We start from the raw sequence: 20,336 nt of genomic DNA on the forward strand, positions 1-20,336 counted from the left end.
GCACAAAAAAAACGGGCACCTTCAGAGGTGCCCGTTTGCTGTTTATTTACTGGCTGGCGGTTCCACCGCCGGGCGCGCTTTCTCAAGATGCGCCAGGTCTACCGCGATATGGACCGTTTCATCAAGATACGGATCCGGCTCCTGGTAATCCTTCGCCAGGTCATCCAGTTTTTTCAGCGGCGGCTTGCCTTCGCGTTTCAGGCGATCGTTAATCCGCGCCAGACGAATCGCATCATCCTCTTCGTTCTCTTTCTCACGCTGGGCGTAGTTCAGAGAGACGATGTTACGCTTGTCCTTCATCGCGTTATAACGGGCAATATCCTTCATGATGTACTGGAACTCGGGATCCTGCGCGATACGCTCATCATGGCGCTTGAGCAGTTCCGGTCCAAACGGAGTCAGGTCCCCGGACTTCACATAGGTGGCCGCATTGATGCTGTCCCACGGCAGGGCGTTGTCTTCATACTGCTCGCCGGTTTCACGATCTTCATTACCGGTTGGCATCATGATATCCGGCGTCACGCCTTTACGCTGCGTACTGCCGCCGTTAATGCGGTAGAACTTCTGGATGGTGTACTGGACGGAACCTAAGGCTGGCCAGTCCGGACGCAGCATCTGATCGTAGATACGATTCAACGAGCGATACTGCTGTACCGTCCCTTTACCGAAGGTCGGCTCGCCAACGATCAGCGCGCGGCCATAATCCTGCATCGCTGCGGCAAAGATCTCAGACGCCGAGGCGCTAAAGCGGTCAACCAGCACCACCAGCGGCCCTTTGTAATAGACCACGCCATCGTTGTCGCTGTCTTCGCGGACCTTGCCATTGTTATCCCGCACCTGCACCACCGGGCCGGACGGAATAAACAGACCCGAGAGCGATACCGCCTCGGTCAGCGCCCCGCCGCCATTGCTGCGCAGATCAATGACGATACTGCTGACGTTCTGTTTTTCCAGCTTCTGCAACTGCACTTTCACGTCATCGGTCAGGCCAACGTAAAAGCCCGGAATATCCAGCACACCGACTTTTTCTTTACCGACGGTTTTCACCGACATCTTCACCGCACGGTCTTCCAGACGGATCCGCTCGCGGGTCAGAGTCACGATACGCGTCTTGGCTCCTTTGCCGGCCGGCAGGATCTCAAGGCGCACTTTGCTGCCCTTCGGCCCTTTAATCAGCGCGACAACGTCATCCAGACGCCAGCCGATGACATCAACCATCGGCTTCCCGGTCTGGCCAACGCCAACGATGCGGTCGCCGACACTGATCGCTTTGCTCTTCGCGGCCGGACCGCCCGCCACCAGCGAATTAATGACGGTGTAGTCATCATCCATCTGCAGGACAGCGCCGATCCCCTCGAGAGAGAGGCTCATCTCAGTGTTGAACTGCTCGGTATTACGTGGAGACAGATAGTTGGTGTGCGGGTCGATTTCGCGAGCGAAGGCAGTCATCGCCAGCGAGAAAACATCTTCGCTGTTGGTTTGCGCCAGACGACGGATCGCGAACTTATAGCGACGGGTTAAGGTATCGCGGATCTCTTTATCGTCTTTACCCGCCAGCTTCAGGCTTAACTGGTCAAACTTAACCTTGGCGTCCCACAGCGTGTTCAGCTCGGCCTCATCTTTTGGCCACGGTGCTTTGGAGCGATCGAGGTTGAAATTATCGTTGCCGGTAAAGTCCATCGGACGTTCCAGCACCTTCAGCGCATACTGATAGCGCTCAAAGCGACGCTGCTGCGCCAGGTTGTAGAGGTCGTAGAAGACGTCCAGTTTCCCGGTGCGCAGTTCGTCGCCGATTTGGTCTTTTTTGGCCGCAAACTTCGCCACATCGCTGGCCAGCAGCACATTATGGCTGTAGTCCAGCAGGTTCAGATAACGGTCAAAAATCTTTGCCGAGAAGGCGTTGTCGAGATCAAACTGACGGTAGTGAGAGCGGGTAAAGCGCGACGTCACGCGCTCGCTCACCGTCGCGTGCTGCGGCTCTTCTTTTAGCACGGGAATTTGATCTGCACGGGTTATTTCATCAACAGCGAAAGCATGGCCTGCTATTGCCAGCAGGCCCGCAAGCGCGGTGATTTTAAAAAATGTGTTCATGCCTGGCCCGGCCTCCGTTTCAGAACACCAGGTGTTCTGCGCGTACAATCATTGACATACCAGAAGTCAGCTGTACACGAACGCCATCTTTGGTGATTTCCAGAACGGTGGCGTCCATTGCGTTATTGCCTGCTTTTACCTTCAGCGCCTGGCCGACGGTCAGAACGGAAACATCCGATACCGGAGTATGACGCTCTTCACGCGGGGCTTTGGCCGCAACAAGACGCGGTTTACGCTGTTCAGCGCCTTCTTTACGACGCGGCTGCTGAGGACGCGGTTTACGCTCGCGGCGAACCCCTTCATCCTGCTGGCCTGCGGCGGCGGCGGCTTCGCGTTTTTTCGCCTGCTGGGCAGCGCGCTGCGTCTGAACGCGAGCTTTTGCTTCTTCCAGCTGCTGACGCGCATGGGCGATGTGCTGTTCTTCCAGTTCGCCACACGGGTTGCCGTCCAGGTCAACGCGGATAGCGCCGGCTTTCACGCCGTACAGATAACGCCAGCTAGACGTGTAGAGACGTAATGCAGCGCGAAGCTGGGTTTTGCTGAGATTCATCTCACCACCCACTCGCTCAACGAGATCCTGAAAAATACCAATTTTCAGGGGGCGCGCTTCGCCTTCAGCGCTAAAGCACTGAGGGAAACGTTCGGCCAGAAAGGCGATAACTTCTTTACTGCTATTCAACTTAGGTTGATTTTCCATGAAATTTCCTGATTACAACGGACGTAGCCAACAAGCCGCAGGCATGAACAGGCGACATTATAATGACGTCCTCGCTAAATGCTACGTTATCCGTTGATTATCCCACGACACGGGTAAAGATTTTTTGATAATCAGTGGCCGCGATCCGTTTTTCCAGTTGCTCGACCAGCGTGCGCAACCCCTGCTCATCTTCAGCTGTGAAGCGGCCGTACGCCGGGCTGTCGATATCCAGCACGCCGATAATCTGGTCGTTAACGCGCAGGGGAAAGACGATTTCCGAATTACTGGCCGCATCGCAGGCAATATGACCATCAAACGCATGCACGTCCTCAACGCGCTGGACCTGGGCTTGCGCCACCGCGGCGCCGCACACGCCGCGACCGACCGGAATGCGCACACAGGCCAGTTTGCCCTGGAACGGCCCCAATACCAGGGTATCGCCTTCCAGAAGATAGAAACCGGCCCAGTTGACCTCGCTCAGCCGCTCGAACAGCAGCGCGCTGGTATTGGCGATCATCGCCAGAAAACTGGTTTCACCTGCCATTAATGCCTGGAAATCGCGGTTTAGATCCGCGTAAAATTCTGTTTTGCTCATTATATCTTCACTTGGTTGTCTTACTGCCTGATACGTACAGCCTACTAAAATAAGCATTAAATGCGCTTAGGCTCAAGATGAATTCATTCATAGGTTAAGATAGTGGGATACATTCATTCCTGTACGTAATAAATGCCGATAAAAACACCAACGATCAAACCTGCGAAGAAGATGGTCGTGCATGCCGTCAGCACGCCGCTTCCTTATGCGCATTATCAGCGCTGTACGCAGTGTGACATGCTCTTTCGCTTACCGGTGCTTAAACGCTACCAAAGCGCCTGGTGTCCACGCTGTAACGCGAAGGTGCGTGATGGGCGCGACTGGTCGCTGACGCGTCTGGGCAGCATGGCTGTTGCGATGCTGCTGCTCATGCCTTTTGCCTGGTCTGAACCTCTGCTGCGCCTGCATCTGCTGGGCGTACGCATCGACGCCAACGTCCTGCAGGGGATCTGGCAGATGACCGCACAGGGTGACCCGCTTACCGCCGCCATGGTGCTGTTTTGCGCGGTGGTCGCCCCGGTGCTGCTGGTGGTCTCGATTAGCTATCTTTGGCTGGGCAACGTGCTGGGGATGAACCTGCGCCCGGTGCTGCTAATGCTCGGCAAGCTCAAAGAGTGGGTGATGCTGGATATCTATCTGGTGGGTATTGGCGTCGCCTCCATCAAGGTGCAGGATTACGCCTTCCTGCAGCCCGGCATCGGCCTGGTGGCGTTTATCTCGCTAACGCTGCTGAGCATCCTGACGCTTATTCACATGAACGTCGAAGAGCTGTGGGAGCGTTTCTATCCTGAACGGCCAGCGACCCGCGCCGATAATAATCTGCAGGTGTGCACCAGTTGCCACTACACCGGCTACCGCGACGCGCGTGGCCGCTGCCGACGCTGCCACACCCCGCTGCATCATCGTCGGCCCCAGAGCCTGCAGCGCAGCTGGGCGGCGCTGGTCGCTTCGATGATTTTCCTCTTACCGGCCAACCTGCTGCCGATCTCGATCATCTATGTCAATGGTGCGCGCCAGGACGATACGATCCTCTCCGGGATAATCTCCCTTGCCAACAGCAATATCGCCATCGCCGGGGTGGTGTTTATCGCCAGTATTTTGGTGCCATTCACCAAAGTTATAGTGTTATTTACCCTCCTGGTCAGCATACAATTCAAGTGTGAGCAGGGGTTGCGCACCCGCATCCTGCTGCTGCGGCTGATAACCTGGATTGGCCGCTGGTCGATGTTGGATCTGTTTGTTATCTCACTCACCATGTCGCTAATAAATCGCGATCAGCTCCTCGCCTTCACCATGGGGCCGGCGGCGGTTTACTTCGGCGGTGCAGTAATTTTAACTATTCTTGCAGTTGAATGGCTGGACAGCCGCTTACTTTGGGACGCACATGAGTCAGGAATCGCCCGCTTCGCAGACTGAAGCCAGAATAAAAACTAAACGCCGTATCTCGCCATTCTGGCTGTTGCCGGTCATCGCGCTGCTGATTGCCGCCTGGCTCATCTGGACCAGCTTTGACGACCGCGGATCGACGATTACCATCGATTTCCAGTCCGCTAACGGCATCGTGCCGGGGCGGACGCCTATCCGCTATCAGGGGGTGGAAGTCGGTACCGTCCAGGATATTAGCCTCAGTAAAGACCTGAGTAAAATTGAGGTTTCCGCCAGCATCAAACGCGATATGAAAGATGCACTGCGTAAAGAGACCCAGTTCTGGCTGGTCACGCCGAAAGCCTCTCTGGCCGGGGTCTCCGGGCTGGATGCGCTGGTGGGCGGGAACTACATCGGCATGATGCCAGGCAAAGGCGATCCCGAAGATCACTTCGTGGCCCTCGACACTCAGCCGAAATACCGCATCAACAACGGCGAGCTGATGATCCACCTGCAGGCCCCTGACCTTGGCTCCCTGAGCAGCGGCTCGCTGGTCTATTTCCGCAAGATCCCGGTCGGTCGCGTGTATGACTTCACCCTGAATGCCAATAATCAGGGAGTCACCATCGATGTCCTGATCGAACGCCGGTTTACCAACCTGGTGAAAAAAGGCAGCCGCTTCTGGAACGTCTCCGGGATCAAAGCCGACGTCGGCCTGAGTGGGGCAAAAGTGCAGCTGGAGAACCTTTCTGCACTGGTGAACGGCGCTATCGCCTTTGACTCCCCCGCCGATTCGCAGGTTGCGGCGCAAAATGATGACTATCATCTGTACGAAGATCTGGCGCATAGCCAGCGTGGTGTGCTGGTCACCCTCGACCTGCCCGACGGCGATGGGCTGAAAGCAGGTTCGACGCCGCTGATGTATCAGGGGCTGGAAGTGGGCCAGTTAAGTAAGCTGAATCTTAACCCCGGCGGCAAGGTGACCGGCGAGATGACCGTCGACCCGAGCGTGGTGACGCTGCTGCGTGAGAAAACGCTGATTCAGATGAAGAAGCCGAAGATCTCCCTCGACAACCCCAGCGTCAGCGCACTGCTCACCGGCAATACCTTTGAACTGGTACCCGGGGAAGGCGAGCCGCGCAATCACTTCTCCGTCATGCCAGCAGATAAAGCATTGCTGGAGGAACCCAACGTCGCCACCGTCACGCTCTCCGCGCCGGAAAGTTACGGGATTGACGGCGGCCAGCCGCTGGTGCTGCACGGGGTAAAAGTCGGCCAGGTGCTGGAGCGCAAACTGACGGCTAAAGGTGTCACCTTCCAGGTCGCCATTGCCCCGGAATACCGCGATCTCATTCGCGGCGACAGCAAGTTTGTGGTTAACAGCCGTCTGGATGTCAAAGTCGGACTCGATGGCGTGCAGGTGCTGGGGGCCAGCGCTAGCGAATGGGTCAATGGCGGGATCCGGGTCATTCCGGGAGAAAAAGGCGAAATGCAGAGCAGCTACCCGCTGTACGCCAACCTCGAAAAGGCCCAGGAAAACAGCCTGAGTGAAGTGCCGACCACCACCTTAAGCCTCTCAGCGGAGACCCTGCCTGACGTTCAGGCCGGCTCGGTCGTGCTGTATCGTAAATTCGCCGTCGGCGAAATTATCTCCGTCAAACCGCGCAGCGACGCGTTCGATATCGATCTGCATATCAAGCCGGAGTACCGCTACCTGCTGACCAACAACAGCGTCTTCTGGGCCGAAGGGGGTGCGAAGGTCAAACTTGACGGCAACGGGCTCACCGTCCAGGCCTCGCCGCTGGCGCGCGCCATTAAAGGCGCGATCAGTTTCGATAACCTCAACGGCAGTAGCGCCAACGCGCGGCTGAATAACAAACGTATCCTTTATGCTTCTGAAACGGCGGCACGCGCCGTGGGCGGCCAGATCACCCTACACGCGTTTGACGCCGGGAAGATGGCGGCCGGGATGCCGATTCGTTATCTCGGCATCGATATCGGTCAGATCCAGTCCCTGGAGCTGATCACCGCCAAAAACGAAGTGCAGGCGAAAGCGGTGCTCTACCCGGAATACGTCGGCACCTTCGCCCGGGCCGGGACCCGCTTCTCGGTGATCACCCCGCAAATCTCCGCCGCGGGCGTCGAGCATCTGGACACCCTGTTCCAGTCGTATATCAACGTTGAGCCCGGACGCGGCCCGGCGCGCCGCGACTTTGAGATCCAGGATACGACGATCAGCGACTCACGCTATATCGACGGCCTGAACATTGTGGTGGAAGCGCCGGAGGCGGGGTCGCTTGGCATCGGTACGCCGGTCCTGTTCCGCGGCCTTGAAGTGGGGACAGTCACCGGCCTGTCGCTGGGGTCGATGTCCGATCGGGTGATGGTGAAACTGCGTATCAGTAAGCGCTACCAGTATCTGGTACGCAATAACTCGGTGTTCTGGCTGGCCTCAGGTTACAGCCTCGACTTCGGCCTGATTGGCGGCGTGGTGAAAACCGGAACCTTCAATCAGTTTATCCGCGGCGGGATCGCGTTTGCCACGCCGCCGGGTACGCCGCTGGCGCCAAAGGCTCAGGATGGCAAGCACTTCCTGCTGCAGGAGAGCGAGCCGAAAGAGTGGCGGGAATGGGGCACCGCCCTGCCGCAGTAACCCTCACGACCCCTTCTCCCGCCCCGGCCAACGCCGAGGGCGGGAAGATAACCAACCGCACGCCCCGGTGTCCTGCACCGGGGCGTTTGTGCTAAACTGCGCACCCTTTTTTTCTGTGGTGCGCTGCCTGTGGCTGAAAATACTGTCTATTTCCCTGAAGCGTTTCTCGCTCAAATGCGTGCGGCAATGCCCGCGCACCTCTCCTTCGACGACTTTATCGCCGCCTGCCAGCGCCCGCTACGCCGCAGTATTCGCGTCAACACGCTGAAGATTAGCGTTGATGATTTCCTCTCTCTGGTCGCCCCCTATGGCTGGCAGCTGACGCCGGTCCCCTGGTGCGAAGAGGGATTCTGGATCGAGCGGGACAACGACGATGCGCTGCCGCTGGGCAGTACCGCCGAACATCTCAGCGGGCTGTTCTATATTCAGGAAGCAAGCTCGATGCTACCGGTCGCCGCCCTGTTCGCTGATAACCCGCAGCCTGAACGAGTGATGGACGTTGCCGCCGCGCCGGGGTCAAAGACCACCCAGATCGCCGCCCGAATGGGTAACGCGGGCGGTATCCTGGCCAATGAGTTCTCCGCCAGCCGGGTGAAGGTGCTGCATGCCAACATCAGCCGCTGCGGCATCAGTAACGTCGCCCTGACCCACTTCGACGGCCGGGTTTTCGGCGCGGCGCTACCTGAAGCTTTCGACGCCATCCTGCTTGATGCTCCCTGTTCGGGCGAAGGCGTGGTGCGTAAAGATGCTGACGCGCTGAAAAACTGGTCGCCGGAGAGCAACCTCGACATTGCCGCCACCCAGCGCGAACTTATCGACAGCGCCTTCCATGCCCTGCGTCCTGGCGGGACGCTGGTATATTCGACCTGCACCCTGAATCGCGAGGAAAATCAGGCGGTCGTTCAGTGGCTGCTGTCCCGTTATCCGCAGGCGGTGGAGATCCTGCCGCTGGGAGATCTGTTTTCCGGCGCGGCCGATGCCTTAACCGCTGAAGGGTTTCTGCACGTGTTCCCGCAGATCTACGATTGCGAAGGCTTCTTCGTTGCTCGTCTGCGCAAGACTGCGGCGATCGATCCACTCCCGGCGCCAGGCTATAAGGTCGGCAAATTCCCGTTTGTTCCGCTGAAGGGCCGGGAAGCCGCCGCGGTAACCGCCGCCGCCAACGCTGTTGGCCTCGAGTGGGACGCGGGCCATACGCTGTGGCAGCGGGATAAAGAGCTGTGGCTGTTCCCGCAGGCTATGGAGCCCCTGTTTGGCAAGGTGCGTTTTTCACGCATCGGCGTACGCCTGGCGGAGGTGCACAACAAGGGTTACCGCTGGCAGCATGAGGCGGTTATCGCCTTTGCCGCGCCGCAGCGCGCCTTCGAGCTGACGCAGGAGGAAGCGGAGGAGTGGTATCGCGGACGCGACGTCTATCCGCAGACCGCGCCGCAGCAGGATGAAGCCATCGTGACCTTCCAGGGTGTCCCGCTGGGCCTGGCCAAGCGCGTCGGCTCCCGCCTCAAGAACAGCTACCCGCGTGAACTGGTGCGCGATGGGAAACTTTTTGCCGGCAAGGTGTGACGTCGTGCAAAAAATACGCATTTTTTGACTGGCGATTTTCACCCCATTGACTACGCTGAAAAATGACGACCTCAACTGGTCGTACCACAACTCAGCTGAAAAATGGGGTGAAGCGATGAGTAAAACCAATGTCCGCATCGGCGCGTTTGAGATAGACGATGCCGAACTGCACGGTGAACATCAGGGAGAGCGAACGTTAAGTATTCCCTGCAAATCCGATCCAGATTTATGTATGCAGCTTGACGCCTGGGATGCCGATACCAGCGTGCCCGCCATTCTCAATGGCGAACATTCCGTTCTCTACCGTAAACATTACGACCGCCAGTCTGATGCCTGGGTCATGCGCCTTGCCTGACTCAAATGAACCCGTCGCCAGAGACGGGTTATTTATTTCCCCGTCCCGCTGTCATCCCCTACACTAAATAGTATGTGAACCCGAGCATGAGGCCAGGATGTTTGCCTTGGTGTTGTTTATTTGCTATCTGGATGGCGGCTGTGAGGACATTGTGGTTGACGTCTACCGCGAGGAAACGCAGTGTTTAGTGGCGATGGAGGATCAGCGGATCCGCCACGGCGGCTGCTATCCGATAGAAGATTTTATTGACGGCTTCTGGCAACCCGCCAGCGAATACAGCGACTTTTAACCTGCCGACTGCAGCGCCACCAGCGTCAGCGCCCCGCCAAACACAGCGCCCGTATCAATATAGTGTTGATTATCGCGTTCGTAAGGCGCGCGAAGCGGCGTATGACCAAACCAGAAATGGTCTGCTCCGGCGATGGCGCCATGACGTCCCGCCAGATGTTCGCTCAGGCGATGACGGCTCCATAATACCCGCTGGGGATCCACCGGCTGCTGCCAGCGATAGACTGACGCCGGATAATCGGCATGGGCGATAACATGCCGGGCATCTGCACACGCAACTTCAATAATCAACGGTAGCCGCTGGCAACGCGCTAACAGCCGGTCGGCTTCGGCCTGCTGCTGCCCGGTGCCCCGGACATACCAGTCGCCGCCGTTCATCTGCCAGAGTGCCATATCCCCGCTCTCCAGCGCCTCCAGCGCCATCTGTTCATGATTCCCACGCACCGCCCTGAACCAGCGGCAGCGCAGCAGGCCGAGGCAGTCAGCGCTCTGCGGACCGCGATCGATCAGATCGCCAACGGAGATCAGCAGATCGGCCCAGGGATCAAAGCGCAACTGGCGCAGTCGGCCCATCAGTAGCGCAAAGCAACCATGCAGATCGCCCATCAGCCAGATATTACGCCAGTCGCTACCATTAATACGTTGATACATATAATTACCTCTCTGCTGTAATTATAGGTAATTGCGCCGGATCCCGGTGATTTTTATTTACACCTCAATCGATTTTAAACAAACGGGAAATATAGTCGGCCAGAGGATTAAGGTTATCAGAGGCTCGCTTTAAAATAGGAGGAAATAACAACGAGGTGTTTATCGTGACAGACAATAGCCTGCATTCAACCAGCGTGCTTGCGCCGCGCTCGCATCTTATTGCCGATCTGGTGATGGGCAGACTAATACCTGCACCTATCTGGCGGCAGAAAAATTTTCGCCTTAAATTTCTGCTGCGTACGGCGTTATTTTATAGCCCCACCAAAGCGATGCTTGAGTCGCTTAGCGCCCGCGATGATTTTAACCAGCTTCTGGCCGCGCAGGCGACCTTGCCGGGGAAAGTGCACCGTCAGTACCTGACGCGCGATCTTAACGCCTGGCAGCGGGCGATGGCGGTGATAAGTCATTATCGCTACATCGATACCCTGCGGGGGTCGCTGCTGGCGCATGCCATGACCGCGGTGAGCGAGGTCCCGCTGCTGACGCTGAACGGAAAAGACGGCAGCCCGTTCACGCTCTCCGCCTCGTCTGCCGGGAAGGCTGAGCGTGAGGGCGAAACCACGCTGTGGCTACGTGACAACAACAACACCCTGTTGGCCAGCGCAACCTTTAGCGTGACCTGGGACGGTGAAGCCTGGCAGCTGGTCATTGGCGGCCTGCAGGGGCCACGGCGCCACGTTTCCCATGAGGTGATTAAGCAGGCGACTCGCGCCTGCTTCGGCCTGTTCCCGAAGCGCCTGCTGCTGGAGTTCATCTGGCTGCTGGCTGCTCGCAGCGCTATCGAGTCGATTTATGGCGTCAGCGATAATGGCCATGTGTTCCGTGCCCTGCGCTATCGCCTGAGCAAGGGCCGCCATTTCCACGCCAGTTACGACGAGTTCTGGCAGTCCATCGACGGTAAGCCGGAAAGCGCCTGGCGCTGGCGGCTGCCGCAGCGTCTGGAACGCAAACCACTGGAGAGTATCGCCAGTAAAAAACGGGCTGAATACCGGCGTCGGTTCCAGCTGTTGGATCAGCTGGCTGAGCAGGTGGACATCCTGACGCAACCGCGCCATGGCACGTAAATTTCGCTGCCGGTAACGCCGCGCTGACACGCGGCGTTTGCTTATTCGGTACTTATTTCGCTACTATCATGGCCCCAGGCGCCATTGGATAGTGGTTGGCATGATGAGTAAAACCGAAATTTTCCTGCTAATTATTCTTGCGGTCATTCTGCTGGGCTGCGTATGGTTTATTTTTAGCGATGAAATTTGGCTTTTGCTCTGCTATCTCGAAAGTAAGATATACCCCACCTTTAGTGTTCCTGAATAATTTCAGCCGCCGCACATAGCGCATTTGCTTATTATTTTTAGCGACACGGTCGTTCGACGATCGCTAATCGCATGAATTGCCAAATCTATTAGACTTTGCTCATTTTATTTATCATACAAATATGTATACTAGCAGACTTCCGATGTTGGCCCGCCTGTTAACCTGCACGCCGGGCCTGGTTAGGTGCAGGTTTTTTCTTTTCTCTTTCCACCCCAGTTTCAGATCTCTCCTTCCCGACGCAACCCTTCCTCAGGATGCGATTTGTGTGTAAATGGATTGTGTATGCTAAAAACGGTGTGCTATAACGGGACATCCAGAGGCCAGCCTGGGGTTTGACTGACATGATGTCGCTGGCTATTGCGAAAGCAGAAAGTGACAGATAAAAAGAGACCGAATACGATTCCTGTATTCGGTCCAGGGAAATGGCTCTTGGGAGAGAGCCGTGCGCTAAAAGTTGGCATTAATGCAGGCTAAGTCGCCTTGCACTATAAGAATAGTTTAACGCGTCAGCTTTTCCAGTCCGCGGCCAATGTGGTCGTGTAATTCCTGGTAAACGGCTGTCAGCCAGTAAAAAACCGCCACTGCCGTTATCCGGCAAGGGCGGTTTTTTTTATGCTATTACAGTAAGATAACGCGGAACGCTAGCAGAGCTTCTGCGCTCGCTCGATAAATGGCGCGAGGCTCATTTTTTGTCCCGGATGCTGCGGATCGTCGATCTGGATCACCGAGATCGGCTGCGCGGTCGTCTTGCCGGCTTTAACCTGCTGTTCCGCGACGTCATTGAGCGGATACTGGACCAGCGTACTTGGGTTGATGGCGTAAAGCGCGTTACCCGGACGGCAGGTCAACATCACCTCTTCACGGTTGAACGCCCAACTCTCCTTCCCCACTTCAAAGCGGCTCACGGTGATAATTTGCGGCGCCGCCAGAGCAGCCCCGGAGCTTGCCAGTAACAACATGGTCAGAACAATTTTTTTCATGATTTTGCCAGTTAATTCAATAAGGTTCCCAGGTGGCAAACAGACTGACGGCCAGCAGCGCCAGCGCGCCCAGCCCTATCTCAGCCTGCGTGGTCCGCAGGATCAGGCTTTCCGCCCGCGAACCGCTTGCCGACATGCGCGGTACCAGAACATACCTGTTCACTAAGGCAATTACCACCATCCCGGCGACCAGCGCACATTTGATCAACAGCATGCGCCCCCAGGGCGAGGTTCCGATCACCGCCCCCTGGATCAACAGCGCATTGACTATGCCGCTGGCAAGGGTGCCGGCCACTGCCAGATGTCCGTAACGCGAAAAGCGCGCCATGGTATAGATTGCAGCCTGACGCCAGCGCCCCTGCGCCAGACGCAGGCAGTAGATGAAGGGCAACAGGCCGCCGAACCAGCTGGCGACGCAGAAGAGGTGGACGGCATGATTAGTCCGCTGCAGGGCGCCGAGTAAGCCATCGTGCATGGCGGCATGTCCTACCCCGGCGGAAAGCAACAGCTGGGCTGCCAGCAGGGCCATCAGTTGCCTGGCGCCGTGATGAGGACGGATCCACACCACGGTGAGGGCGGACAACGCCAGCAGGATCTGCCAGATCCACACCCCACCGAAGCGGGTACCCGCTACCGCCTGCCAGACGGCGGGCTGCCAGACATCCGCCCAGCCATCGCCCATCATCCCCCCCTGCACCAGATACAGCGCCACGGTTGAGAGCGCGCCGATCAACATCAGGGGGCGCAACAGCGGATAAAAGCGGTGCATCAGCACGCGCCTCAGCGGTACTGGCGCCCACCAGGCGCCATACAGCACGCAGCCAAAAGCCAACATCAGGGTGATAAAGTGCCCAAAACGCAGCGTGATATAGAGCCCGGTCAACATCGATCACTTCACGCTAAAAGTGTATTGCCCTTTGGTTTTATGGCCGTCAACCGAGACCACATGCCATGCTACGGTGTACTCCCCCGGAGGCAACGTTTCCGCCAGGGGTAAGGTGACCTGAGAGGGGTTGTCAGCGCTGCGGGTCAGTTTTCCGGTGGCTACCGCGTGCTGCTGCGGACCGGTGACGACCACGCCGCTGAAGGCCGGTTCGATCCCTTCGGAGAAACTGAGCGTCAGCGTCTGAGGGGGCGCGATCAGCTGTGCACCCGCGGCGGGGATCTGCTGTTGCAGGTGAGCGTGGGCGAAGGCGCCTGCCGCGGTTAACATACCGGCAAACGCAACCGAGAGGCGCAACGCGCGTCCAGCGAGGAGTCGCATATTCGTCATTCCCTTTTGTTATGTCTGTAGGACAGAGAATAACCCTGTATAATGGCAGAGTCGAGCTAAGCGTCAGCGCCTCGACCGGGTTTACCAGCACACTGGAGTTAATAATGGAAAGAAATCTGGCCAAAATTTCGCAAGCTGAGATGGATAAGGTCAACGTCGATCTCGCCGCCGCCGGCGTCGCCTTTAAGGAGCGATACAACATGCCGGTGGTCGCTGATTTGGTCGAGCGTGAGCAGCCCGCCCATCTGCGCGACTGGTTCCGCGAACGACTGATCGCCCACCGGCTGGCGTCTGTTTCGCTTTCCCGACTGCCCTGGGAGCCGAAGCAGAAATAATGCGCGCCCGCCTGCTCCCCGTCGGTTGGCAAGGCCACCCAATTCCTTTACGCTTGTTGTTTTGCTCTGGAGCGAGCCATGTTGCGCGTCATTGATACCGAAACCTGCGGCCTGCAGGGGGGCATCGTCGAAATCGCCTCGGTCGACATTGTCGATGGGCAAATCACTAACCCGATGAGCCATCTGGTGCGTCCTGACCGTCCCATCACGCCGCAGGCGATGGCTATCCACCGTATAACGGAAGAGATGGTCGCTGATAAGCCGTGGATTGAGGAGATTATTCCGCACTATCTGGGCAGTCCCTGGTATGTCGCGCACAACGCCAGCTTTGACCGCCGGGTGTTACCGGAGATGAGCGGCGAGTGGATTTGTACCATGAAGCTGGCCCGCCGCCTGTGGCCGGGGATCAAATACAGCAATATGGGGTTATATAAATCACGTAAGCTGAATGTGGCGACCCCGCCGGGGCTGCATCACCACCGCGCGCTGTATGACTGCTATATCACCGCCGCGCTGCTGCTGGATATCATCAACGTTTCCGGCTGGACGCCTGACGAAATGGCCGATATCACCGGCCGCCCGTCGCTGCTCACCACCTTTACCTTCGGCAAATACCGGGGTAAAGCGGTGGCCGAAATTGCTGAAAACGACCCCGGCTACCTGCGCTGGTTATTCAACAATCTCGACCGCATGAGCCCCGAACTGCGCCTGACCCTCAAACATTACCTCGGGGAATAGTCATCACACTGCCGCTTTCCCCGGCAGTGTCCCCTGCGCCAGGGCAATGAAAAAGGCATACTCCAGCGCCACTCCCTCATAGCTTTTAAAGCGCCCGGATTTGCCGCCATGGCCGGAATCCATATCGGTGCAGAGCAGCAGCAGGTTATCGTCGGTTTTCAGTTCCCGCAGTTTGGCCACCCATTTTGCCGGCTCCCAGTATTGCACCTGAGAATCGTGCAGCCCGGTGGTCACCAGCATATGCGGATAAGCCTGCGCCCGGACGCCGTCGTAGGGGCTGTAGCTTTTCATGTAGCGGTAATAGGTTTCATCCTGTGGGTTTCCCCACTCTTCAAACTCCCCGGTAGTCAATGGAATAGATTCATCCAGCATGGTGGTCACCACGTCGACGAACGGCACCTGGGCTATCACGCCATGAAACAGCTCAGGACGTTCGTTAACGGCCACGCCCATCAGCATCCCGCCGGCGCTGCCCCCCATGCCATAGCAGAGCTGCGGATCGCCGTACCCCTGGGCCAGTAGCGCGTCGCAGACGTCCAGATAGTCATTGAAGGTATTTTTCTTACTCAGAAATTTGCCGTCCTCATACCACTGCTGCCCCAGCTCGCCCCCGCCGCGGACGTGGGCAATGGCGTAGACAAAGCCCCGGTTGAGCAGACTTAGCCGGCTGGCGCTGAAATCGGCATCGATACTCTCGCCATATGAGCCATAGCCATAGACCAGCAGCGGATTGCTCCCTTTGCGGAAATGGTCGCGATGGTAGACCAGCGATACCGGAACCTCGACGCCATCGCGGGCGCTCACCCACAGGTGTTCGCTCTGGTAGCAGCTCGTGTCCAGCCCCTTCACTTCCTGCTGCTTGATAACCCGCCGTTCGCCGGTATCCATATCCAGTTCAAACAGGGTGTCCGGCGTGGTCATGGAGGAATACCCGTAACGCAGGCGCGACGTTTCGGGTTCCGGATTATAGGCAAGCCAGGTGACATAGGCCGGATCGTCAAAGGCGATCCCTACCACCTCCCGGGTCTTGCGGTTAATTTGCCGCAGGCTGGTCAGGCCGCGCTGGCGCTCCTCGACGACCAGCCAGTCGGTAAACAGCGTAAATCCTTCGAGCATCACGTCGTGACGCGGCGGGATCAGCGTGGTCCACTGATCTTCATCGCGCAGCACGGTACGGTAGAGGCCAAAATTCTTCCCCTCCCGGTTGGATCGCAGATAGAACGCGTGCTGATAGTGATCGAGGCTGTATTCGTGATCTTTCCGCCGCGGCAGGAAGCAGACCGGCTCAGCGTCAGGGAGTTCGGCGTTGAACAGTAATGCTTCACTGGTGGTGGCGCTGGAGAGATAAATAACCACGAACTGCTGGGAAGTGGTCTTATGTACGCTGACGTAGAAGGTCTCATCTTTTTCTTCATACACCAGCACATCACTCTGCGCCGCGGTACCCACCGTGTGGCGCCAGACCTGATAAGGCAGCAGCGTGGTGGGATGTTTACGCACGTACCACACAAAGCGGGAATCATTACTCCAGGCAAAGCCGGAGGTGACATTTTCCAGGATCTCCGGGTACCACTCACCGCTGCTAAGGTTGCAGAAGCGCAGGCCATACTGGCGGCGGGAAAGATAATCCTCCGCTACCGCCATCAATTGGTTATTCGGCGCGACACCCAGTCCGCCAAGGGTGTAGAACTCACTCTTCGCCGCCCGCTGGTTGCCGTCAAGCAGGATCTCCCACTCATCCCACTCCTCTTTGAGCACCGACTGGCGCTGATAGATGGCGTATTCACAGCCCGGCTCGTAAACCTGGCGGTAGCGAAAACCGTTTTTACTGTAAGGGGCGGAGACTTCCCGTTGCGGAATGCGGTCGATAATTTCTTTCAGCAGACGTTCCTGCAGGCTGAGCTGCGAATCCATCACCCGCTTGCCGTAGGCGTTCTCCGCGTGCAGATAGTCCAGCACGTCAGGTTGCGCGCGCTCATCGTCGCGCAGCCAGTAATAGTTATCGATGCGTGTATCGCCATGCAAGGTCATGGCGTGAGGGATCCGTTTGGCTTTTGGTGGCATGTTGGTCTTCTGCTGCTTTATCGTGACACAAGAGCATTCAGGCCACACGGCGGCGCCTGAATGATGACGTGTCTATAAGGGTGGCAAAAGACGCGGGCGATGCAAGTGAAACGTGATAATTTAGACGCTTAGCGCTTGTTTTTGTGACTGGATATCCTGTTCTATATCGGCCCGGACATCCTTTGGCAGTGACAGCGCGTCACCCAGCGCGTTCAGATAACTGCGTTCCATAAAGTGGTCGATATCAATGACCGCGCAGCTGACGTAGTAGATCTCCAGTGCCTCCTGCGGATCAACGATGCCCTCCGCCAGACGCTGTGGATCCAGCGGTTGGGCCAGCGCCTGGTCGATCAGCACCCGAGCCTGAACGTCAATATTGGCCGCCCGCAGCTGGGCTTCAATATTAGCCCGCTCGTGGTCATCAATATGACCATCGCTCTTGGCGGCAAAAACCAGCGCGGTAATCAGCCGCACGCTGCGCGGATCAACGTCCGCCGGCACGACAGCCGGCGTGCTCGCCTCGGACGCAGGCGCATTTTGAGCGCGCATCTTCTGCTGATACTTGTTCCATAACACCGTACCCGCCACCGCCCCACCGCCTGCCAGCAGCGCGCTGGTGCCGTATTTCGCCAGCAGTTTGCGTGAGGATTTACTGGCCACCAGCAACCCGGCCAGCCCGCCAATCGCACCAGGCAGCAGTGCGCTCCCTTTTGACGACTCGCCTGTCGGTGACGCGCCCTGCTGCCCGAGCAGCGACTGCAGTTGATTAAGCCAGTTAGCCATGGTTTTCCTCTCAGGTGATAAAACACTGCTATCAGCCTAAACGACGCGATGTCAGGAAATGTTAGACCTGGCTAAAGATGCGCAAAGGTGGGCGCGGCAGACAAATCTCTACCCAGCTAGCCAGCCTGGCCATAGCTGGCTGCCGCCAGTCAGGCCACTTTCGCCTTACGCGCTTTGGCAGCCGGTGCAGCCTCGTCATCCGCCGAAGAAGCCTCTTCTGCCGCTGACGGCGCGAGTGAGTCGTGCGCGGGGGCATCCTGCTCCGGCAATCGGCCGACGCGCAGGATATGCTGCAGCGCCTCTTTTCGCTCTGCCAGCCACATCGCCATGGTGTCACGCTGAGCGTCATCCATCTCCAGCGGCGATGCCACCAGCCAGTCATTCAGCACCTCTGCCAGATCGAGCATTTTGTCGTAAGCGTCGGCCTCTTTTTTGCTGGCAAAAGACATTTTTTCCTCACCTTCGCGGATCACAACATATTTAATTTCAACCGCCATGCTGCAGCCTCTCAATACTGTATTTTTATACAGTATAACAAATTTCCTCTCCGGACTCAACTCACGCGCGTAAAGACAGACGCAAACGTTTTCGTTTATAATCGGCGGCATCTTTTTTTACTGCGGAAGAGAGTTATGACTGTATTAGGCACCGCGCTGCGCCCGGCAGCCACCAAAGTAATGCTGTTAGGTTCCGGCGAGCTGGGCAAAGAAGTCGCCATTGAATGTCAGCGTCTGGGCATTGAAACTATCGCCGTCGACCGCTACCCCGATGCCCCGGCGATGCAGGTCGCCCACCGCGCCCACGTCATCAATATGCTGCACGGCGAGAGCCTGCGCGCCCTGATTGAACAGGAAAAACCCGATTACATCGTGCCGGAGATCGAAGCTATTGCTACCGATACCCTGGTTGAACTGGAACAGGCCGGGCAGAAAGTGGTCCCCACGGCGCGGGCGGCAAAGCTCACCATGAACCGCGAAGGCATTCGCCGCCTGGCGGCAGAAGAGCTGCAGCTCCCCACCTCCAGCTATCGCTTCGCCGACAGCGAAGAAGGCTTCCGTGCGGCCGTTACCGAGATCGGTTTGCCATGCATCGTCAAACCGGTGATGAGCTCCTCCGGCAAAGGCCAGAGTTTTATCCGCTCGGCTGACCAGCTCAGCGAAGCCTGGCGCTATGCGCAGCAGGGCGGCCGCGCCGGCGCCGGGCGGGTGATCGTCGAGGGGGTGGTGAATTTCGACTTTGAAATCACCCTGCTCACCGTCAGCGCCGTCGATGGCGTGCATTTCTGCGCCCCGGTTGGCCATCGCCAGGAAGACGGCGATTACCGTGAGTCCTGGCAACCGCAGCAGATGAGCGACCTGGCCCTCGAACGTGCCCAGGCCATCGCCCGCAAGGTGGTGCTGGCGCTGGGCGGTCATGGCCTGTTTGGCGTGGAACTGTTCGTTTGCGGCGACGAGGTGATCTTTAGCGAAGTCTCCCCGCGCCCACATGACACCGGCATGGTGACGCTGATCTCGCAGGATCTCTCGGAATTCGCCCTGCACGTTCGCGCCTTCCTTGGACTGCCCGTCGGCGCTATCCGCCAGTATGGTCCGGCCGCTTCCGCGGTGATCCTTCCGCAGCTGACCAGCCAGAACGTCAGCTTTGGCCAGTTGCAATCGGCCGTCGGGGCTGGCCTGCAGCTGCGTTTGTTCGGCAAGCCCGAGATTGACGGTACCCGCCGCCTGGGGGTAACCCTCGCCGTCGCCGATTCAGTCGAAGAGGCCGTGGCACGGGCTAAAACTGCCGCCGCGGCGGTCATCGTCGAAGGGTAAAGACAAAAAAACCCGGTCGCGTTGCCGCTGACCGGGTTGTCGACCTTGAGGCGCGGTTTACTTCGCGCCTTCCACCGCTTCACGCGCCAGGGTGGTAATGCGATCGTAGTCGCCGGCTTCCAGCGCATCGGCTGGCACCAGCCAGGAACCGCCGATGCACAGCACGCTGTTCAGCGCCAGGTAGTCACGGTAGTTGGCCGGAGAGATACCGCCGGTCGGGCAGAAACGAATGTGGCCGAACGGACCCGCAATCGCCTGCAGGGCTTTCACGCCGCCGTTGGCTTCCGCCGGGAAGAATTTAAACTCTTTCAGACCATACTGCATACCCAGCATCAGCTCGGACACCGTGCTGATCCCCGGGATCAGCGGAATGGTGCCGTCTTCAGTCGCCGCTTTCAGCAGGGATTCGGTCAGCCCCGGGCTGATAGCGAACTGCGCGCCAGCTTCCGTTACCGCTTTCAGTTGCTCAACGTTGGTGACCGTGCCCGCGCCGACAATCGCGTCCGGCACTTCTTTAGCAATCGCGCGGATCGCTTCCAGGGCGCACTCGGTGCGCAGGGTGACTTCCAGCACGCGCACGCCGCCTGCGACCAACGCTTTCGCCATCGGTACCGCATGCTCCAGCTTTTTCACTACGATAACCGGGACAACCGGACCGGAGGTGAGGATTGCTTCTGCTGTTGTTTTCCAGTTTTTCATCAGGATTTTCTCTCGCCAGATCTA

Annotated in this window: 20 protein-coding genes and 1 pseudogene; 10 read left to right on the forward strand and 11 right to left on the reverse strand. The window is 57.9% G+C overall.

All coding sequences use genetic code 11. The features are described from left to right. Positions 1 to 42: 42 nt before the first annotated feature. The 3 genes and pseudogenes from prc to CWM53_RS26670 all read right to left on the reverse strand — a co-directional run bounded on the left by prc (position 43) and on the right by CWM53_RS26670 (position 3,383). Positions 43 to 2,091, reverse strand: coding sequence for a carboxy terminal-processing peptidase (gene prc, locus CWM53_RS26660; RefSeq protein ID WP_061154119.1), 2,049 nt, complete (start codon positions 2,089 to 2,091; stop codon positions 43 to 45). A 19-nt stretch (positions 2,092 to 2,110) separates the two neighbouring features. Then, the gene (gene proQ, locus CWM53_RS26665) at positions 2,111 to 2,788 is read right to left on the reverse strand and encodes an RNA chaperone ProQ (protein WP_100729545.1); all 678 of its coding nucleotides are present in this window, start codon (positions 2,786 to 2,788) and stop codon (positions 2,111 to 2,113) included. An 81-nt stretch (positions 2,789 to 2,869) separates the two neighbouring features. Continuing rightward, positions 2,870 to 3,383: pseudogene (locus CWM53_RS26670) on the reverse strand (GAF domain-containing protein). Positions 3,384 to 3,515: 132 nt separating this feature from the next. Here CWM53_RS26670 and yebS point away from each other — a divergent pair. From yebS to CWM53_RS26695, 5 genes are all read left to right on the forward strand, one after another. Further along, entirely contained in the window at positions 3,516 to 4,799 is a 1,284-nt protein-coding gene (gene yebS, locus CWM53_RS26675; protein WP_074385466.1) for a membrane integrity lipid transport subunit YebS, read from the forward strand. Beyond that, positions 4,768 to 7,401 carry a PqiB family protein gene (locus CWM53_RS26680; RefSeq protein ID WP_061154116.1) on the forward strand — a complete coding sequence of 878 codons (2,634 nt, stop codon included), beginning with the start codon at positions 4,768 to 4,770 and terminating at the stop codon, positions 7,399 to 7,401. The genes yebS and CWM53_RS26680 overlap by 32 nt, the downstream gene beginning before the upstream one ends. A 129-nt stretch (positions 7,402 to 7,530) precedes the next feature. Next, complete coding sequence (gene rsmF / locus CWM53_RS26685; RefSeq protein WP_100729546.1) at positions 7,531 to 8,964, forward strand: 16S rRNA (cytosine(1407)-C(5))-methyltransferase RsmF; 1,434 nt, start codon at positions 7,531 to 7,533, stop codon at positions 8,962 to 8,964. A gap of 115 nt (positions 8,965 to 9,079) precedes the next feature. After that, positions 9,080 to 9,319 (forward strand): YebV family protein, encoded by a 240-nt coding sequence (locus tag CWM53_RS26690; RefSeq protein WP_002911393.1) that lies wholly within the window; start codon positions 9,080 to 9,082, stop codon positions 9,317 to 9,319. Positions 9,320 to 9,416: 97 nt separating this feature from the next. Continuing rightward, a complete protein-coding gene (locus tag CWM53_RS26695) occupies positions 9,417 to 9,608 on the forward strand; it encodes a YebW family protein (RefSeq protein ID WP_002911395.1) in 192 nt (63 codons plus the stop codon). On the opposite strand, the gene pphA is transcribed toward CWM53_RS26695, so the two are convergent. Continuing rightward, positions 9,605 to 10,258, reverse strand: a complete 654-nt coding sequence (gene pphA / locus CWM53_RS26700) for a protein-serine/threonine phosphatase (RefSeq protein WP_100675391.1) — start codon at positions 10,256 to 10,258, stop codon at positions 9,605 to 9,607. The two genes, CWM53_RS26695 and pphA, sit on opposite strands and share 4 nt — an antisense overlap. Before the next feature lie 155 nt (positions 10,259 to 10,413). Here pphA and CWM53_RS26705 point away from each other — a divergent pair, with 155 nt between their 5' ends. Both CWM53_RS26705 and CWM53_RS31475 read left to right on the forward strand, forming a co-directional pair. Continuing rightward, complete coding sequence (locus tag CWM53_RS26705) at positions 10,414 to 11,382, forward strand: VirK/YbjX family protein (protein ID WP_077268376.1); 969 nt, start codon at positions 10,414 to 10,416, stop codon at positions 11,380 to 11,382. Between the two features lie 103 nt (positions 11,383 to 11,485). Beyond that, positions 11,486 to 11,629 carry an Ecr family regulatory small membrane protein gene (locus CWM53_RS31475; RefSeq protein ID WP_142667623.1) on the forward strand — a complete coding sequence of 48 codons (144 nt, stop codon included), beginning with the start codon at positions 11,486 to 11,488 and terminating at the stop codon, positions 11,627 to 11,629. Positions 11,630 to 12,270: 641 nt separating this feature from the next. Here CWM53_RS31475 and CWM53_RS26715 read toward each other — a convergent pair. The 3 genes from CWM53_RS26715 to yobA are packed head-to-tail and all read right to left on the reverse strand — an operon-like array spanning position 12,271 to position 13,873. Continuing rightward, positions 12,271 to 12,609: a YebY family protein gene (locus CWM53_RS26715; protein ID WP_008804271.1), complete on the reverse strand. Its 339-nt coding sequence runs from the start codon at positions 12,607 to 12,609 to the stop codon at positions 12,271 to 12,273. Between the two features lie 16 nt (positions 12,610 to 12,625). After that, complete coding sequence (gene copD, locus CWM53_RS26720) at positions 12,626 to 13,495, reverse strand: copper homeostasis membrane protein CopD (protein WP_074385462.1); 870 nt, start codon at positions 13,493 to 13,495, stop codon at positions 12,626 to 12,628. Positions 13,496 to 13,498: 3 nt separating this feature from the next. After that, positions 13,499 to 13,873, reverse strand: coding sequence for a CopC domain-containing protein YobA (gene yobA, locus CWM53_RS26725; protein WP_074385461.1), 375 nt, complete (start codon positions 13,871 to 13,873; stop codon positions 13,499 to 13,501). A 113-nt stretch (positions 13,874 to 13,986) separates the two neighbouring features. Between yobA and CWM53_RS26730 the strand changes: the two genes are divergently transcribed. Together CWM53_RS26730 and exoX are read left to right on the forward strand one after the other, a co-directional pair. Further along, positions 13,987 to 14,217 carry a DNA polymerase III subunit theta gene (locus CWM53_RS26730; RefSeq protein WP_012541260.1) on the forward strand — a complete coding sequence of 77 codons (231 nt, stop codon included), beginning with the start codon at positions 13,987 to 13,989 and terminating at the stop codon, positions 14,215 to 14,217. Between the two features lie 78 nt (positions 14,218 to 14,295). Then, positions 14,296 to 14,955, forward strand: a complete 660-nt coding sequence (exoX, locus tag CWM53_RS26735) for an exodeoxyribonuclease X (RefSeq protein ID WP_074385460.1) — start codon at positions 14,296 to 14,298, stop codon at positions 14,953 to 14,955. A 3-nt stretch (positions 14,956 to 14,958) separates the two neighbouring features. Here exoX and ptrB read toward each other — a convergent pair whose 3' ends face one another. The 3 genes from ptrB to CWM53_RS26750 all read right to left on the reverse strand — a co-directional run bounded on the left by ptrB (position 14,959) and on the right by CWM53_RS26750 (position 18,299). Further along, positions 14,959 to 17,019 carry an oligopeptidase B gene (gene ptrB, locus CWM53_RS26740; protein ID WP_100675389.1) on the reverse strand — a complete coding sequence of 687 codons (2,061 nt, stop codon included), beginning with the start codon at positions 17,017 to 17,019 and terminating at the stop codon, positions 14,959 to 14,961. 120 nt (positions 17,020 to 17,139) lie between these two features. Continuing rightward, entirely contained in the window at positions 17,140 to 17,802 is a 663-nt protein-coding gene (locus tag CWM53_RS26745; protein WP_074385458.1) for a tellurite resistance TerB family protein, read from the reverse strand. A 149-nt stretch (positions 17,803 to 17,951) separates the two neighbouring features. Next, positions 17,952 to 18,299, reverse strand: a complete 348-nt coding sequence (locus CWM53_RS26750) for a YebG family protein (protein WP_100675387.1) — start codon at positions 18,297 to 18,299, stop codon at positions 17,952 to 17,954. Positions 18,300 to 18,434: 135 nt separating this feature from the next. Between CWM53_RS26750 and purT the strand changes: the two genes are divergently transcribed. Beyond that, positions 18,435 to 19,613 (forward strand): formate-dependent phosphoribosylglycinamide formyltransferase, encoded by a 1,179-nt coding sequence (gene purT, locus CWM53_RS26755; RefSeq protein WP_100675386.1) that lies wholly within the window; start codon positions 18,435 to 18,437, stop codon positions 19,611 to 19,613. A gap of 57 nt (positions 19,614 to 19,670) precedes the next feature. Here the strand turns inward: purT and CWM53_RS26760 are convergent, their stop codons facing one another. Next, entirely contained in the window at positions 19,671 to 20,312 is a 642-nt protein-coding gene (locus tag CWM53_RS26760; RefSeq protein WP_002911423.1) for a bifunctional 4-hydroxy-2-oxoglutarate aldolase/2-dehydro-3-deoxy-phosphogluconate aldolase, read from the reverse strand. Between the last annotated feature and the right edge of the window lie 24 nt (positions 20,313 to 20,336).

This window comes from Klebsiella sp. A-Nf5, from assembly GCF_002810545.1.
Classification (GTDB): domain Bacteria; phylum Pseudomonadota; class Gammaproteobacteria; order Enterobacterales; family Enterobacteriaceae; genus Klebsiella; species Klebsiella variicola.

Excerpts from the sequence above, each read along its gene's own strand:
- prc (WP_061154119.1), bottom strand. The coding sequence starts at position 2,091 with ATGAACACATTTTTTAAAATCACCGCGCTTGCGGGCCTGCTGGCAATA.
- proQ (WP_100729545.1), bottom strand. The coding sequence starts at position 2,788 with ATGGAAAATCAACCTAAGTTGAATAGCAGTAAAGAAGTTATCGCCTTT.
- yebS (WP_074385466.1), top strand. The coding sequence starts at position 3,516 with ATGCCGATAAAAACACCAACGATCAAACCTGCGAAGAAGATGGTCGTG.
- CWM53_RS26680 (WP_061154116.1), top strand. The coding sequence starts at position 4,768 with ATGAGTCAGGAATCGCCCGCTTCGCAGACTGAAGCCAGAATAAAAACT.
- CWM53_RS26690 (WP_002911393.1), top strand. The coding sequence starts at position 9,080 with ATGAGTAAAACCAATGTCCGCATCGGCGCGTTTGAGATAGACGATGCC.
- CWM53_RS26695 (WP_002911395.1), top strand. The coding sequence starts at position 9,417 with ATGTTTGCCTTGGTGTTGTTTATTTGCTATCTGGATGGCGGCTGTGAG.
- pphA (WP_100675391.1), bottom strand. The coding sequence starts at position 10,258 with ATGTATCAACGTATTAATGGTAGCGACTGGCGTAATATCTGGCTGATG.
- CWM53_RS31475 (WP_142667623.1), top strand. The coding sequence starts at position 11,486 with ATGAGTAAAACCGAAATTTTCCTGCTAATTATTCTTGCGGTCATTCTG.
- CWM53_RS26715 (WP_008804271.1), bottom strand. The coding sequence starts at position 12,609 with ATGAAAAAAATTGTTCTGACCATGTTGTTACTGGCAAGCTCCGGGGCT.
- copD (WP_074385462.1), bottom strand. The coding sequence starts at position 13,495 with ATGTTGACCGGGCTCTATATCACGCTGCGTTTTGGGCACTTTATCACC.
- yobA (WP_074385461.1), bottom strand. The coding sequence starts at position 13,873 with ATGCGACTCCTCGCTGGACGCGCGTTGCGCCTCTCGGTTGCGTTTGCC.
- CWM53_RS26730 (WP_012541260.1), top strand. The coding sequence starts at position 13,987 with ATGGAAAGAAATCTGGCCAAAATTTCGCAAGCTGAGATGGATAAGGTC.
- exoX (WP_074385460.1), top strand. The coding sequence starts at position 14,296 with ATGTTGCGCGTCATTGATACCGAAACCTGCGGCCTGCAGGGGGGCATC.
- ptrB (WP_100675389.1), bottom strand. The coding sequence starts at position 17,019 with ATGCCACCAAAAGCCAAACGGATCCCTCACGCCATGACCTTGCATGGC.
- CWM53_RS26745 (WP_074385458.1), bottom strand. The coding sequence starts at position 17,802 with ATGGCTAACTGGCTTAATCAACTGCAGTCGCTGCTCGGGCAGCAGGGC.
- CWM53_RS26750 (WP_100675387.1), bottom strand. The coding sequence starts at position 18,299 with ATGGCGGTTGAAATTAAATATGTTGTGATCCGCGAAGGTGAGGAAAAA.
- purT (WP_100675386.1), top strand. The coding sequence starts at position 18,435 with ATGACTGTATTAGGCACCGCGCTGCGCCCGGCAGCCACCAAAGTAATG.
- CWM53_RS26760 (WP_002911423.1), bottom strand. The coding sequence starts at position 20,312 with ATGAAAAACTGGAAAACAACAGCAGAAGCAATCCTCACCTCCGGTCCG.